Below are 16246 nucleotides of genomic sequence, written 5' to 3' on the forward strand. Positions count from 1 at the left end.
GGTCAGGACTTTCGAATCCCAAACACTCTAAAGGAACGAGGAAACCCCGATGACTAAAGCAACCGAAAACGGTTTGCTGTTGTCTGAGGCACCGACACTACCGAAGCGGCTGTTGCCGCTTTCTGTGTTGGTCGCCTCTTTGGCACTGGCAAGTTGTGGTTCTGATGACAACAATGACAATAACGCAGCCATTGAGAATACAGCGCCTGAGCTGACCCTGACCGCTGGCAGTACGCTGACAGAAGACAGTGTCTCTGCCGGTGCCGTGATTGCGACCATGGCCGCAAGCGACGCAGAAGGTGATGAACTCACTTTCACGCTCAGCAACAATACCTACTTCACGGTTTCCGGTGATTCAGTACTGTTGACCTCTCAGGGGGTTAACGCCGTCAATGACGACAGCCTGGATCTCACCGCGTTATCAGTGACCGTGACCGTGTCGGATGGCACGCTTTCCACCGCTGACACGGTGACTGTGGCGGTGACCCGTATCGATGATACCGTGGCAGAAAATACCGCGCCTGAATTGACCGCCGCTGCGAATGGCGTCACTGAAGACAGTGTTAGCGCAACTACTGTCGTGGTGACCTTCAGTGCAACGGATGCCGAAGGTGACGAGCTGTTCTACCGCCTGGATGGCGATAACGAAGGTTATTTTGCGATCGCTGGCTCAACTGTTGTGCTGACCGATGCCGGTGTTGCTGCTATCAACGACGACAGCCTGAACCTGACCGAACTGACGGTGACCCTGGTGGTCAGCGACAATCAACTGTCTGATCAGCAGGCCCTGACCGTCAGTGTGACCCGTATCGACGACAGTGAACCCGCCCGCGAAATCAAGCTGTTTGAAGACGACTTCGAGTCTGATTCCATGGCCAAGTGGACTCAGGTGAACGGCATTGCAGGCAGCAATGAATGGCACACCGAAAGCTATGCCGGTGATCTGTTCGCCGTCGCTAACTGCTACGCCAGTGCCGGTGCCTGTGACGCCTGGATGATTACTCCGGCATTGGATGTCACCAATTTCGAAGATCTGCAACTGACCTTTAACAGTGCTTGGAACTACGGTACCGGTACTGATCAGCTGTCGTTGGTGGTGTCTGGCGACTACGCTGGAGATGTGGGGGCGGCGACCTGGACTGATATATCGGATCGCGCTACCTGGTCTCCTGGCAGCTTTGAATTTGCCGATTCCGGTACGGTTGACCTGTCGGACTTTGTCGGCCAGCCAATTTACATCGCTTTTCACTATGCTTACCCGGTTGCCAATGCCACCAAGTGGGAAGTGGATGATGTTCTGATCAAGGGTAACGGTACCGGTGATTTCCCGCTGGCGGCAGAAATTACCGTTGCCGGTGACAGCTTCTACACCGAACGTGACTACAAGTTCACCGGTGCTGCAGTCAATGGTGCGGGTGCTCCCTACAGCTACTCCTGGGATTTCGGTGATGGCTCCACCGCGACCGCTGCGGTGGCCAGCCACGCCTTTACTGATGCCGGTCGTTATGAGGTTACCCTGACGGTCACTGATAGCGACAGCAATAGCGAAACCGCCAGCCTGTTTGTCGATGTGGCCCCCGGTTCTGTCTATGCGATGCCTGCCAAAGCCGGTGACTTCCGTATTGCCACCTTTAATGCTGGCTTCGACCTGCAAGCAGCGGTTGGTGAGCAGAACACGGCTTTTGCTGGCGGTGAATACCGCAAGGCACAAAAAATCGCTGAAATCATCCAGCGCGCCAACCCGGATATCCTGTTGCTGAATGAAATTGACGGTAACGACGACGGTGCCACGGTGACCACCTTCAACTCAGACTACCTGGCAGTGGCTCAGGCGGATGACATCGATGCGGTCACTTATCCATACGTGTATTACGGTGATAACGGCAACACCAACTACTGCAACACCGGTGCGCCGATTGAAGAAGCTGTGGCGGTCGATTTCAACAAGGACGGTGACAGCCTGGATCCAGAAGATCGCTACGGTTTTGGTAACTACAATGGCCAGTACTGCATGGCGATTTTCTCCAAATACCCGATTGATGAAGCCAATATTCGCACCTTCCAGGAATTCAAATGGGCTGATATGCCGGACCACCTGGTGCCACCAGCCGTGGATAGCGAAGGGAATGTGACCGATGGCAACTGGTACACCGATGAAGAAATGACGGTGTTCCGTCTGTCTTCCAAGACTCACATTGACCTGCCAGTCAACGTTAACGGTACCTTTGTTCACGTTTTGGCGTCACACCCGACACCTCCGACCTTTGATGGCAACGAAGACCGTAACGGCATCCGTAATTTCGACGAAATTCGCTTGTGGGCGGACTACATCGACCCAACCAGTCACTACCTCTACGCCGACCAGACCGGTTCAGCAACCGAGGTAACACTGGAAGAAAACACCCGCTTTGTCATTCTGGGTGACGAAAATGCTTCAGGCAAAGAAGGCGATGCCTATACCAAAGACGGTGTCCGGGCGATTGAACAGCTGACCCTGTCGCCGCTGGTGAACCCGAACCTGCATGAAGACAGCACCACCTTCCAGGTACCTACCTCGGTTGCCGGTACTGATAACACGCCATCCAGCATCTATTCTTCGACCCATACTGCTGGTTGGGCGATGCGTGCGGACTACGTATTGCCATCGGCCTACGGCCTGAACGTTGCCCAGAGTGGGGTGTTTTGGCCACGTGAAACCGATGATCTTTACTACCTGGTCACCGCTGTGGATGCAGCTGATATTGAAAGCTCCGATCACCGTATGGTGTGGGTGGATCTGGAGATTTTTGCAGGGACTACCGCTGTACCAACAACGAATGCCGGTACCGAAGACGAAGTGGTGTTGAGTGACGACTTCAAAACCTCGCTGGACAACTACGATGTGGTTGATCAGGGTGAAGCCACCATCAGCTGGGCAGTTGACAGCAGCTATGGTGCCAAGATCAGCTGCTACAAAGGTACCGAAGCCTGTGATGACTGGCTGATTGTGCCAGCAACGCTGGATGCCGGTGCAGAATATGTGCTGAACTTCGAGTCTGCTTACAACTACGGTACCGACCCGCTGAGCCAGATTCAGCTGCTGGTTGCTACCGACTATACCGGTGACGTAACGTCTGCAAACTGGGACGATCTGACTGCCCAGGCCACCTGGTCAGCAGGCGGCTGGGCGTTTGCTGCGTCTGGTGATATTGATCTGTCCGCCTATGCGGGTCAGACGCTGTCTGTTGCATTCCGTTACACCGGTGCGTTTGGCGGCGATGCCGCGACCTGGGAATTGACCAACTTTTCCATTACCAAGCTGGGTCAGGCAGTTGCGACTGAAGACGAAGTGGTGTTGAGTGACGACTTCAAAACCTCGCTGGACAACTACGATGTGGTTGATCAGGGTGAAGCCACCATCAGCTGGGCAGTTGACAGCAGCTATGGTGCCAAGATCAGCTGCTACAAAGGTACCGAAGCCTGTGATGACTGGCTGATTGTGCCAGCAACGCTGGATGCCGGTGCAGAATATGTGCTGAACTTCGAGTCTGCTTACAACTACGGTACCGACCCGCTGAGCCAGATTCAGCTGCTGGTTGCTACCGACTATACCGGTGACGTAACGTCTGCAAACTGGGACGATCTGACTGCCCAGGCCACCTGGTCAGCAGGCGGCTGGGCGTTTGCTGCGTCTGGTGATATTGATCTGTCCGCCTATGCGGGTCAGACGCTGTCTGTTGCATTCCGTTACACCGGTGCGTTTGGCGGCGATGCCGCGACCTGGGAGATTACCAACTTCGCCATTACCAAACTGGGTTCCGGCAGCGGTGAAGCCACAGATACCAAAGGCGGCACCGAACTGGCCGATACGGCACCGGCTTACACCGCACTGAATACGGTTAACCAGCGTACCGAAGGTACTCTGGCCTTTGATGAAGTGGCGGTACCGGTTGAAGGTTCAGCCGCATCGTTTGAAGTCATAGGCTCAACCGGTCTGAGCATCGACGGGGTTGCCGTTGCAAACTCCGGCTATAAAACACTGGTGAAATCTGGTCAGCTGGTGGACGGTAACGTCTACGCTCAGGTAAAAGACAGCGCCGGTTCCAACCTGTTTGTGTCCAACTACAACGAGTTTATGTCGATCCTGCCGATTGGCGATCGCATCTTTGCCGTCAGCCAGTTTGAAAATATTCCAGGTGGCATGAATCTGCTGGAACTGCAGCAAGACAGCACGACGGGTGATCTGACGCCGGTTTCCACTCAGACATTGGATTTTTCCGGTGTGCATGGCGGCTACAATCATTGTGCGGCGGTTGTTACCCCGTGGAACACCCACCTGGCAGCCGAAGAGTACGAACCCAATGCCCGTGCCCGTTCAGCGGCTACCGGTTCTATCGACAGCTACTATGATCCTATTGCGGATTACCACGCGGATCTGAGCTTGCTGCAGGTTAACCCATACTGGTACGGCTATCCGGTTGAAGTGACCGTAAACGTTGACGGTTCCAGCGTCACTACCGACGTTATCAAACACTACTCGGTTGCCCGCATGTCGATCGAAGTGCCTTACGTGATGCCAGACCGCAGGACTATGTACCTGACCGATGACCAGTCCACCGGTGGCGGTTTGTTTATGTACATTGCAGACGAGGCCGAGAACCTGACGGCCGGTACCCTGTATGCCATGAAGTGGAACCAGACCGATGCCGGTGCCGCCGACAATGCCTATATGGGCGCTGCTGATATTGAATGGATCAGCCTGGGCCACGCCACCGATGCCGACGTATCTGAGCTGGTCAATGGCGACAGCCCGCTGGCATTTGCCGACATCTTTGATGCGGTTGAACCAACCGGTGGTGCCTGTGCACTGGGTTACAAGAGCATCAATTACCTGGGTAGCCAGGAATGTCTGAAGCTCAAGTCTGGCATGGAGCTGGCCGCTTCGCGTCTGGAAACCCGTCGTTATGCCGCTTATCTGGGTGCCACGGTGGAAATGGCCAAGGAAGAGGGTTTCACCTACAACCCCCATAACCACAAAGCCTACCTGGCAACCACCAATATCGTCAAAGGCATGCTGAACGGTTCCAACGAGACCGGTGGCCCTAACCATATACAGCTGACTGCCAACCAGTGTGGCGGTATTTACGAGTTGTCGCTGGGCAGCAACGCAGACATCGGTTCTGAGTTTGTGATCGGTGCTGTCAAGGGTGAAGTAGCGGGCATTGCCGAGGGTTCCGCCTGTTCAACCGACGGTTTGTCTGGCCCGGATAACGTCGCCTATGTCGGCTATAACACCTTGATCATTACCGAAGATACCGGCTTGCACGCCAACAACTTCGTCTGGTCTTATAATCTGGACAGCAAGCAACTGACCCGTATCTTCTCTGCTCCTAATGGCGCAGAAAACACCGGGCCTTATCTGTTTAACCAGATCAACGGTTTTGCCTACATCACCAACGTTGTGCAGCACCCTGGTGATATTTCGGTAGATCCTTCTGCTGGCTATGAAGCGGAAATCGGTTACTTCGGTCCGATTCCGGTGGTCGCTGCTGGCTCTTCCGCCATGAGTGTGACAGAAGCCCGTGCACTGGCTGCAGATACGGATGGTGTTGAAGTGATTGGCGTTATCACCAGTACTGTAGTGAACGGTGACTATGCAATAGAGGTTGCTGATGTCGACGATGCCAGCCAAGTGATTGCTGTCAAACTGGGCGGTGATGACCGGACTCTTTGGGGCCCGGTTTCCAACCCTTCCGCAGCTGGTACCACTGTGATCGTTAACGGTGATTTTGACTTCGAAGGCTACAGCTCTTACGACAAGAGCATCGAAGGCACGACTCAAATCACGGCGAACTAAGCACGAACTGATTTGATCTTTATAAGCCGCTGCCTTCGGGTAGCGGCTTTTTTGTTCCTGTCCGGCTTTTGCTGCTGCCTCTGTGTCACCCTGACCGATGCCTCCGGTATGTCTTTGCTCCGTTGCCGCCTTTCGCCTCGGCTTGCCTCCGAAGCGGCAAAGCCTCTGTCTGTTACCGTCTTGTTTTGCTGGAATTAATATTAACTTATTGAAAAATAAAGGTTTTTATTTTTGGCACGTCGGTTGCTTTATTACACCCAGAGCAACTATTTTGGGCAGAAGCGGCAATGGCAGCAATCAGTTTCAACAACGCACTGGGTCTTCACGACGAAGCGCTGCAGCTGCGCGCTAAACGGGCAGAAGTCTTGGCCAATAACCTCGCCAATGCCGATACGCCGGGATTCAAGTCCCGCGATTTTAATTTTCAGTCGGCGCTGGAACAGGCGGTAGCCAGTAACAAGGTGGATACCCGCCATTCAACCGGGCTGGTTTTGGAACAGACGTCGGCCGGTCATATTGCCGGACGCAGACGAATGGATGAATCCCTGTTGTATCGTAATCCGAGCCAGCCATCGATTGACGGCAATACCGTCGATTCGCAAATCGAACAGGCGTTATATGCTCGCAACAGTCTTGATTACGACGCCAGCTTCGAGTTTCTCAACAGCAAATTCAAGGGCCTGAAAGGGGCCATTCGGGGAGATTGATCATGTCATTAACCAACGTCTTTGATATCGCCGGTTCTGGCATGAACGCCCAGTCCATCCGGATGAACACCACCGCATCGAACCTGGCCAACGCCGACAGTGCATCCAGTTCGGTCGACGAAACCTATCGTGCACGCAAACCCTGGTTTGCGGTGATGCAACAGCAAGCCCTGCAGCTGAACAAAGACAGTCAGTTCAGTGAGCTGGAAGGCGATGTCGGGGCCGGGGTGCAGGTGCTGGGTATTGTTGAAAAGGACTCGCCGCTGCAGGCCCGTTTCCAGCCGGATCATCCGATGGCCAATGAAGATGGCTATGTTTTTTACCCGAACGTCAATGTGGTGGAAGAGATGACCGACATGATGTCTTCCTCGCGCAGCTATCAGATGAATGTTGAGGTAATGAAAACCGCCAAACAAATGTTGCAGCGCACGCTGACACTGGGTCAATAAGGGGAAGGTTTATGGCAATCGGTGATGTAAGTTCAGCCGCCTCGATCCTCGATCAGTACCGCTCGGAAAGCAGCAGCTCGGTACAGAATCAGAGTAAACAAAATGAGCTGGGTCAGGATGCCTTTCTGGAACTGATGGTGGCGCAGCTGAACAACCAGAACCCGCTTGATCCAATGGACAACCAGGCCTTTGTCGCCCAGCTGGCGCAGTTTTCGGCAGTAGAAGGCATCGACAAACTGAACACCACCAGCGAAAGCATGATGTCGGAGTTCTCCTCCTATTCTGCCTTGCAGGCGTCCAGTCTGGTGGGTCAGTCGGTGATCGTGGATGGCAACCAGAATGGCCTGCTGCTGAGTGGCGGGGTGGTGAGCGGTTATACCGAGATTCCCGACAGTGCCAGCAACCTGACGTTGTCGATTCGCGACAGCAGTGGCCAGTTGCTGGAGCAATACCCGTTGGGTAACCACAGTGATGGCCCGGTATCGGTACGTTGGGATGGTCTCAACCTGATGATGGATGGCGAGATCGTACCGCTGACAACCGCTGATCTGAATCGGCAGGAATATTATCTGGATGACAATGGCGAGCAGGTACTCGACAGCGAGGGCAATGCGGTGCTGAAACCGTACGACCCTGGCGAGTACCAGTTCACCCTGACCGGCACGCTTGCCGGTACAACGGAAGATATCAGTATGCAGATGAGTTCGCGGGTCGACAGCGTGACGTTGAACTCCAGTGGCCAGGTCACGTTGAATCTGACCGGTGGCCAAAAGGCCGGGCTGGCTGATGTCTCCCAGATTCTGGATGAATAATGAGTCCTGGCTATCCGACGTTGCCCGAGGCGGGCAAGACAACCACCGAATGGTGTACGACAGGCAGTGAGAAGAGGAATGTTTAATGGCTTTTAATATTGGTTTGAGCGGTATCAGCGCAGCTTCCACCGACCTGTCGGTAGCGGGTAATAATATTGCCAATGCCAGCACCACCGGCTTTAAGGAATCGCGTACCGAATTTGGTGATCTTTACACCACCTCATTACTGGGTAGCGGCAGTGCGCCGGTCGGCAGCGGTGTGCAGGTGGCTAACGTGCGTCAGGAATTCAGTCAGGGCAGTATTAGCGCGACCGATAACGCGCTTGATCTGGCGATCGATGGCAATGTTTTTTTTGTCTTGGCTGATAATGGTTCGCAGTCGTTTACCCGAGCGGGGATTTTCTCGCTCGACAAGGACGGCTATGTGGTATCGAACAACGGTTCACGGCTGCAAGGCTTTATGGCCAGTGCCGCCGGTGATCTTAATGGCGTTATTGAAGACCTCAGTATCGATGCCTCCAACCAGGCACCACGGCTGACCAGCCTGGTGGAGGCGCAACTGAACCTCGATGCTGGTGAGGGCATTCTGCAACAGCAGGGCACGACGATTTCGACCACCGGTCTGGCCATCGGCATGGTGGACTCGGGTATTCTGGAATCCACCGCTTCAACACTGGTTGCGGCAGGGCAGCCGACCACGGCAGGCACGCCGTCGCAGTTGGCTTTTGCAACCGATCTGACGACGGTTGCAACCACGGGTTACACCAGTATCACAATGGATATTGATGCCGGTGATGGCGCTGGTGCCCAAACGGTGACCCTGACCGGGGTTGCCGCTGGCTCGACGGTGAACGATATTCTGGCGGATGTTCAGACTGCACTGGATAGCGCATTTGGTTCGCAGCAATTTACTGCTACCCAGGGCAGTACTGGCGAACTGGTCATTCAACGCTCGGGCTATGCCGCGACCGATGGCAGTGCCTTTGTGGTTGCCAATACCACCGACTGGGATACTGCGTTTGGTGCCAGTAGCCCGGTCAGCGCCGGTACGGCAGGCTCCTTGCTGTTTGTCGGCAGTACCCCGTTGAACGTCGATTTCACCAGTATTGCGGGTACTTCCACTACCACTCGGACAACGGCCAAACCACCGCTGACCATGGTCGGCAGCTCGGGGGGAGAATTTGCTACGCTGACGGCAGGCAGTATTTATGGTGCCCAGGATTTCAGCACCGCCTCGGGTAATGTCATGGCCTTTACGTTGGCCAGTGGCAACGGCTCGACTTATCCGATGGTATTGTCGGAAGCCAGCTGGGTCAGCGCGGCACCAGGCGATTTTGCCAATGTCACCACGGCGGAAGTGGTGACGGAAATCAACGCCCAGATAGCGACCTATACCACGACACCAGAAGTAGCGGTGGTGAATAGCAGTGGTCGTCTCGAATTTCAGGTTCAGACCCCGGCAGCGCGGGGCGATTATGTGCAAATTGCCAACAACGCCACGACGTCTTCAGGTTTGAGTCTTGATGATCTCGGCTTTGCCAGCGCCAACCGCTACGACGCCGGGGTCGCACCGGTACTCGCCAATAACGAATTCCAGCTCGAAGTCACCAGCACATCGGCTCAGGGTGCCGGGCCATTTACCATCACCATTCCACCGGGTTCGTACAGCAGCATGGGTGATCTGGCGAGCGAGATTCAGCAGCAGATCGATGTGTTTATCGGCGCTGGTGGGCTGGCCGACAAGGTCAGCGTCGATGCCGTCGGTGGCCAGCTGGTATTTACCAACCTCAATACCGGTGCGGGTGAAGGGATTGGTATTAGCGCCTCTGCCACCGAGCCACAGGCGCTGACAGCACTGGGCTTTGACAGCCTGTTTGCCGTTAACGGCAGCGATGCCGTGGATCGCACCAACAGCTTCCGTATTAACCTGAGCGTGCCCGCCCCGGATCCTGAAAGCCGCAGTGGTTCGGTACTGATTTCGCTGGATCAGGAATTTTCATCGGTACAGGAAATGGCCTCCGCGATTAATGCCCAGCTCAACAGCCAGGATGCCGATGCCTATATTGGCGTACGCGCTGTTGCAGCAGAAATTATCCCCAACACCACGCCTCCACAATATCAACTGGAATTCCGCGCTACCGAAGCCGGAGAAGCATCACAGATATCGGTCACCAACGTCACCGCCAGCGGTGCAGATATTACCGATGACGAGCTGTTCGCGGCGCTGCAAATCAATCCGACAGACAGTAACTTGCTGACCCTCGGGATTGAAGGTGTGAACAATGGTTACCCGGAAACCAGCGTTACGCTGGTGGATCCTGACGGCAATGAATACGACGTTTTGTTGCCAGAAAACAGCGAAGCCAACGAAATTGTTGCCTTGCTGAATCAGCAACCTGGCGTCACCGCGTCGTCCAATACGGTGGCGACGCTGACGGCAGCAGGCTACAACAGCCCTGGCGGTGATATGACGCTGAACCTGAACGGCCAGCTATTGACCGCCACCAGCCTGGCCGATCTGGCCGATGAAATTAATTCCTACAGCACCACCACCTTGCCAGGCTTCAGTGCTGAACTGAACGCCAGCGGTGATCTGGAAATCAGTAACGCCATCGGCCGTGACATCACCGTTGAAATGAGCAGTGGGGTCGCCAGCGATTCGTTGATTGTATCGGGTGCCACCACCACCAGCACGGCGGTATTGGGTGGCAGCGCCAGTGGCGCGACCGCCGCTTCCATTGGCGGTAGCGTCGATATCGTAATGAATGAAGGCTACACCCTGACCAATCCGGATCCGGCCTTGTCGGGTATTTTCAGCTCACTGAATGAGAGTGAATTTTCACCGTACGTATTAAACGTATTTGATCCGGCCGACCCGGAAACCTACAGCCATGCCACCTCGCAGACGATTTACGACAGCCAGGGTAATTCCCATGTCATGACTCAGTACTTTGTGCGTGAGCCTTCTGCCAGTGCCACCGCGACCGATGCCGAATGGGCCATGTACGTTCAGGTGGATGGTCAGGATGTCGGGGATCCCGACCCGACGCTGGACTTCCCGGACAATCTGGAAGCTACTCGGGCGCGTTACACCATTTACTTTAACCAGGATGGCACCATCGATAGCGATGCCACCGGCTCCTTGTTTGTAACCAACTGGGATCCACTGGATGACACCGATAGCCGTAATGGTGCACTCGGTTCTCTGAATGTACTGGAAGGGGGGTTGCCGTTAACGGAACCTGCCACCAGCTCCAACTTCGAGATCGATCTGGGCGGCAGCACCCAATATGGCAGCTCGTTTTCGGTCAACCAGGTCAGTCAGGATGGCTACACCACTGGCCGTTTGACCGGTCTGGAAATTGACAACGACGGGATTATCTTTGCCCAGTTCAGCAATGGCCAGTCCCAGACACTGGGCCAGGTGGCGTTGGCCAACTTCACCAACCCGGAAGGGCTGACACCGGTTGGCAGCACTGGCTGGACGGAATCTTACGCATCGGGTGTCCCTACCATTGGTGAACCAAGAACCGCCTCGCTCGGGCAGATCCAATCGGCAGCACTGGAAGAGTCCAATGTTGACCTGTCGGAGCAATTGGTGCGGCTGATTGTGGCCCAGCGTAACTTCCAGGCCAGCGCCAAAACCATTGAAACATCCGATCAGGTAACCCAGTCGATCCTGAATATCTGATCCGCCAGTGTGACAAGACATTAAGGTAGAGGGGACATATATAATCCTGCACGACTCTGCGCGAGTGTTGCCGGTGATCAGGGCAAGGCGGCGAATGCCGCGAAATGACGCGTCCTTTTCACATTCGCCAACACCGCTCTGAACGGCGGCAACCCGCGCCTTGCTGGGGCTGCCGGATGATCTCGACTCTGTGTCGCCGACGTTTGACTTGACCCGTCAGGCCTGCAAGTTGGCTTCGTGATTCGACACCATCCGCTAGCCCAGAGTGAGCACCGGATTAAATAGATGTCCCCTAACAGGCTGTTGATTTTATTCCTGATGTCTACTGGCTTCGGTAAAATGCTCTTTTTCAATGGATTCCCGGACTCCCATGCGTGGTGCTGACATTACTCAGGAGCCTCTGTTCACCACCATCAAACTGGATGAACGGGTTCCACACGATCACCCTTTACGATCCATCAAAATCCTGTTCGATCAGGCGCTCACCCACATCGATTGGAAGCTCAGCCTGATCTATTCCGAGCGTGGGCGGGAATCCATTCCTCCGGAGCGTTTATTGAGAGCCTTGCTGCTGCAAATCCTCTTCAGTATTCGCAGCGAACGGCAACTGGTCGAGCAGATTCAGTACAACATGCTCTATCGCTGGTTTGTCGGCCTGAGCATTGATGATCCGGTCCGGGATCACTCAACTTTCAGCGTCAATCGGGATCGCTTGATCCACCATAACGTCAGCACCGAATTATTTGCCGAAGTGGTTGCCTCGGCCCAAAAACAACAGCTCCTGTCGAACGATCATTTCAGTGTCGATGGCACTTTGATGCAGGCCTGGGCTTCCCAAAAGAGTTTTCGGCCGAAGAACCCTTCGGCTGGGGCAAGACCATCGGCCCCTTACGACAGTTAAAAGTGAAAGGACTGGCGAAGGTCAACAGCGCTCTTGAGATGACCATGATGGCTTACAACCTGGTGAGAATGGCAAAGTTACAGGGTCAATCCGTCTGAAGACCGGAAACAGGGTGGAGAATCCTGCTTCCAGCGGAAAGATCACTCAGAAAACAACCAGATAAGCGTGATTTCTCGGGTTAAAAAGCTTCTGTCGGCGAAGCGAATAAGAATTTCAACATCCTGATGCAGATGATGCCGACAGGTCACTCCGGTATCCGGGTGCAAACTCAACCGCTGGAAGGAAACAAGAACATCCAGGCCGGTTGACGGAAGGCATTCGGATACTTTCTCCCCAGGGCATCTGGCAACGAGGGGCCAACACCCTGAGTATTATCAATTTTCTGAATGTCTATGGCACTGGCCATCGCTGCTTCATTTTCAGTCTGAAGCGATAAGGAGAGAATTGTCACCCGGTCCTTGTTTCCTTTGCCGCTGTGGGTCAGTGCTCGCCGAGAAAAATCGAAATCCTTGATTCTCAGCCGTAAACATTCAGAAATGCGCAAACCGGAGCCAAATAGCAGCGAAAATATCAGCCGATCCCGATTATTCATCTCGGCAAGAATGCGTCCGACCTCCTGCGATGAGATCACCACAGGCAATTTGGCAGGTTTGTTGGCATGTTGAAAGCCCAGGTCGCCCAGAGGCAATTCCAGATACGCGTTATAGAGAAACGCCAACGCATTCAAGGCCAGCTTCTGAGTATTGACCGAGACATGACGATCATTCGCCAGAAACCCCAGAAACTGCACCACCTCAGCAGCCCCCATCTCTTTGGGATGTCTCCGCTTTTGGTAACGAATAAAGAACCGAATCCAGTAAACATAGGTTTTCTCGGTTCGCAGGCTGTAGCCGCGGGTGCGCATAAAGCGGCGAATGTCATTGAGAAAGGGGCTGGAAGTCATTGATCACTCCTTGATCTGATGTGTATGCATATCCAGTATAATTGAAAGTTTGCCCAAATCAATGCGCGCTTTTTCAGAAGCCTTGCGCGCTTTCCCGGACGTTGTTATCGTTAAGGCATTGATACACGGAAATTTGTTGCGCAGGTTTACAGATTAATGCGCAAGGCACAAAGGAGTTAATGCGCATGCTCGCTTTCACAGAATGGACTGATCTGGAAATGGATTTTACTTCCTATTATTCAAGTAGTTACGGTGATTTCCCAGGAACTGACTTGCCCAGAAACCGCGCATGCGCACTAATAAACTGTTAAACATAAATTAATCTGAGCAAACAGGAAGTGAAAATGCCGCATGTTGAAGAATGTAGAAAAATAGCTGAGATTATAGATGGCTATAGAGATGGAGAGTTTGGAACCTACGATTCTTCGCATGTGGAAAGGTGGATAGCTCAATTTGATGAAGATGAGCAAGAAATTGTCCTATTGGAAACACTAAAAATTCTTAAAAGGAACTACATCACCGCCGATGACTTCACCCAATTTGTTAATTCTTTGATTGACAATGACCATGTCTATAGTGAAGAAAAGGATAACTATTGGAGGTCTGTATCTCTACTTGACATACAGAAAAATGGGAGCAGCCAAGATGAGCTAAACGATGTTTTAGTTAAGGCTATCAATCAGCGGTATAGCGTGGGCGAGCTTATAGGGAAAGAATCTGATGAATTTATATATTTAGACGATTTCATTTTTTCGGGAAATAGGCTTCGCTCAGACATGCAAGACTGGATTATTGATATTGCTCCAGATGAATGTCGCGTATGTGTAATTACAATAGGTTGGTATACATATGGGCAGTGGGCTACTAAGAGAATGCTGAAAAAGATCGCTGAGGAATCAGGAAAAAATATCAAATTCGTCTTTTTATCTTATGAAGAATATCGTCTTGAGAACAGATTGTATAGAAAAGACTATTCTGAGGTTTTTTGGCCCACAGATTCAATAGCCAATCTTGATGGCTATGACAATTGGTTTAGAAATGAAAGTTTTGACCCAAAATATAGACAAAAAAATGGAGTGAAAAATAAAATATTTTCGAGCCCACGGAGAGAGGCTTATGAGCGAATTATGTTTAAATATGGGCTAAAAATTATGGGGGTTTCTTCTCAAAATAGTGGTGTTGTAAAGCCATTAGGATACTCAACATTCCGAGGGTTCGGGTTTGGTTCTACTGTCTTTAGCTTTAGAAATTGCCCAAATAACAACCCATTAGCGTTCTGGTGGGGTGATCCCACTGCTAGCCCATCGCATCCTTTTAGTAAATGGTATCCATTGTTGCAAAGGAAAACGTATGGATCCTGATTTCTTGAAGGATAACTTTCGGACCTACACACGAGACAAGTCTGCCATATTTAAAAAGACATCAGAAAAGTGGGGTGGGTTTTCAAATATGGCTCCCGGATACCCACTGTGTGTTAATGGCGTTTACATACGTAGTACAGAAGCACTGTATCAGGCCTGTCGCTATCCGAATAATCCAGAAATTCAGAAGAAGATTATTCATCAAAGTAGCCCTATGACAGCAAAAATGGTTGGAAAACCACATAGGGCTGATACAAGGGAAGACTGGCAGAAAACCCGTATAGTCATTATGAAATGGAGTCTAAGGGTAAAACTTGCTCAAAATTATGAAAAATTTTCCGCCCTGTTGAAAGAATCGGGAGAGAATCCGATTGTAGAGAGTTCAAATAAAGATGATTTTTGGGGCGCTAAGCCGGTTGACCAACAAACTCTTGTTGGCGTTAATGCTCTCGGTCGATTGCTTATGGAATTAAGGGCGCTAGTTGAAAATTCGTCACAAGATCAGCTTTCAATTGTACCGGTTCCAAATATCAGTAATTTTCTACTATTAGGTGATGATATAAGGGAAGTTCACGCTAGTGATGTGCGGCCTTATAGTAACCCGCAGGGCCAGTTCGATGTTTAACAAGCGGTTGCAGCGGATTCGCTGCGCTCACCGCTGAACCGAGCGTTAGTTTGCAATCAGAATATGGATTTTTAATTGAACGCTAAAGAGACATTAAAAAAACTGCATGAAAACGAGAAAAGTCTTTTTATTGTTCATTACTCGTGTCAGAACTTGAATGATAATAATGAGAATTATTCTCCACGTATAACCTCTATCGCCGTGCTTCATGTCGGTAGCTCTACCATGCACAGCTTTTCTATCCACTTGATTGCTGAAGTGAATAAGATCCCACGCGAGGATATCCACGAGCATTACGATGATTTAGAAAAGGAGATGCTAGCTCAGTTTTTCTCCTTTCTTTCAGAAAACGATGGTGGGTTTTGGCTGCACTGGAATATGTCCAATATTAACTATGGATTTGAAGCTTTAATCCATCGCTACAAAGTTCTTTCTGGTGAGGACGGCAAAAGAATTCCAGACTCTAAGAAATTTAATTTATCTTCACTTATATTGTCCATTTATGGGAAGAACTGTGTAGAGCATCCTCGAATGGCTAGTTTCATGAAGCTAAATGATGGCGAGCACCGTGATGGTTTATCTGGTAAAGAAGAAGTTGATGCTTTTGCAGCTAAAGAGTATGTGAAGCTTCACAAATCAACCATGTGCAAAGCCTACTGGTTTCAACATATGTACTACCTTCTTCAACGAAATAAGGTGATAGTTCACAACAAGAACTGGGGAAATAAAGTTAACACTTTTCTTGAGCGGCCCACTGTAAAAGCGCTTGGTTTCGTTGCTGTATTGTTCTCACTATTTCAAGCTGCGCAATATGGTTATTCCTCAATAGAACTTGATGAAAAAGATAGTCCTACAGCGCAAGAGCAAACTAACAAGTCAAGCAACTCGGATGGCGAAAACGCCACCGGTTCTTGAGGCGTT

9 protein-coding genes and 1 pseudogene are annotated in these 16246 nt (G+C 51.9%); 9 read left to right on the top strand and 1 reads right to left on the bottom strand.

Translation table 11 applies throughout. The annotated features are described in order from the left end of the window. Positions 1 to 49 precede the first annotated feature (49 nt). From SOJ49_RS07825 to SOJ49_RS07850, 6 genes and pseudogenes are all read left to right on the top strand, one after another. Positions 50 to 5836 (top strand): DUF5017 domain-containing protein, encoded by a 5787-nt coding sequence (locus tag SOJ49_RS07825; RefSeq protein WP_369857668.1) that lies wholly within the window; start codon positions 50 to 52, stop codon positions 5834 to 5836. 287 nt (positions 5837 to 6123) lie between these two features. Continuing rightward, a complete protein-coding gene (gene flgB, locus SOJ49_RS07830; RefSeq protein ID WP_369857669.1) occupies positions 6124 to 6543 on the top strand; it encodes a flagellar basal body rod protein FlgB in 420 nt (139 codons plus the stop codon). Between the two features lie 2 nt (positions 6544 to 6545). Then, positions 6546 to 6992, top strand: coding sequence for a flagellar basal body rod protein FlgC (flgC, locus tag SOJ49_RS07835; RefSeq protein ID WP_369857670.1), 447 nt, complete (start codon positions 6546 to 6548; stop codon positions 6990 to 6992). Positions 6993 to 7003: 11 nt separating this feature from the next. Then, positions 7004 to 7804, top strand: a complete 801-nt coding sequence (locus SOJ49_RS07840) for a flagellar hook assembly protein FlgD (protein WP_369857671.1) — start codon at positions 7004 to 7006, stop codon at positions 7802 to 7804. A gap of 85 nt (positions 7805 to 7889) precedes the next feature. Next, positions 7890 to 11495: a flagellar hook-basal body complex protein gene (locus SOJ49_RS07845; RefSeq protein WP_369857672.1), complete on the top strand. Its 3606-nt coding sequence runs from the start codon at positions 7890 to 7892 to the stop codon at positions 11493 to 11495. Between the two features lie 370 nt (positions 11496 to 11865). Next, positions 11866 to 12372 (top strand): annotated as a pseudogene (locus tag SOJ49_RS07850) (transposase); the annotation flags it as partial. A gap of 292 nt (positions 12373 to 12664) precedes the next feature. Here SOJ49_RS07850 and SOJ49_RS07855 read toward each other — a convergent pair. Then, the gene (locus tag SOJ49_RS07855) at positions 12665 to 13339 is read right to left on the bottom strand and encodes a phage integrase N-terminal SAM-like domain-containing protein (RefSeq protein ID WP_369857673.1); all 675 of its coding nucleotides are present in this window, start codon (positions 13337 to 13339) and stop codon (positions 12665 to 12667) included. 344 nt (positions 13340 to 13683) lie between these two features. On the opposite strand from SOJ49_RS07855, the gene SOJ49_RS07860 reads away from it, so the two are divergent. From SOJ49_RS07860 to SOJ49_RS07870, 3 genes are all read left to right on the top strand, one after another. Continuing rightward, on the top strand, positions 13684 to 14700 hold the full coding sequence (locus tag SOJ49_RS07860; protein ID WP_369857674.1) for a hypothetical protein: 1017 nt from the start codon (positions 13684 to 13686) through the stop codon (positions 14698 to 14700). Beyond that, positions 14690 to 15325: an NADAR family protein gene (locus SOJ49_RS07865; protein WP_369857675.1), complete on the top strand. Its 636-nt coding sequence runs from the start codon at positions 14690 to 14692 to the stop codon at positions 15323 to 15325. The genes SOJ49_RS07860 and SOJ49_RS07865 overlap by 11 nt, the downstream gene beginning before the upstream one ends. A gap of 75 nt (positions 15326 to 15400) precedes the next feature. Next, positions 15401 to 16240: a hypothetical protein gene (locus SOJ49_RS07870; protein ID WP_369857676.1), complete on the top strand. Its 840-nt coding sequence runs from the start codon at positions 15401 to 15403 to the stop codon at positions 16238 to 16240. Positions 16241 to 16246: the final 6 nt, after the last annotated feature.

It is taken from the genome of Candidatus Thalassolituus haligoni (assembly GCF_041222825.1).
Taxonomy (GTDB): Bacteria; Pseudomonadota; Gammaproteobacteria; order Pseudomonadales; family Oceanobacteraceae; genus Oceanobacter; species Oceanobacter antarcticus.

Coding starts and splice junctions, on each gene's coding strand:
- SOJ49_RS07825 (WP_369857668.1), top strand. CDS start 50: ATGACTAAAGCAACCGAAAACGGTTTGCTGTTGTCTGAGGCACCGACA.
- flgB (WP_369857669.1), top strand. CDS start 6,124: ATGGCAGCAATCAGTTTCAACAACGCACTGGGTCTTCACGACGAAGCG.
- flgC (WP_369857670.1), top strand. CDS start 6,546: ATGTCATTAACCAACGTCTTTGATATCGCCGGTTCTGGCATGAACGCC.
- SOJ49_RS07840 (WP_369857671.1), top strand. CDS start 7,004: ATGGCAATCGGTGATGTAAGTTCAGCCGCCTCGATCCTCGATCAGTAC.
- SOJ49_RS07845 (WP_369857672.1), top strand. CDS start 7,890: ATGGCTTTTAATATTGGTTTGAGCGGTATCAGCGCAGCTTCCACCGAC.
- SOJ49_RS07855 (WP_369857673.1), bottom strand. CDS start 13,339: ATGACTTCCAGCCCCTTTCTCAATGACATTCGCCGCTTTATGCGCACC.
- SOJ49_RS07860 (WP_369857674.1), top strand. CDS start 13,684: ATGCCGCATGTTGAAGAATGTAGAAAAATAGCTGAGATTATAGATGGC.
- SOJ49_RS07865 (WP_369857675.1), top strand. CDS start 14,690: ATGGATCCTGATTTCTTGAAGGATAACTTTCGGACCTACACACGAGAC.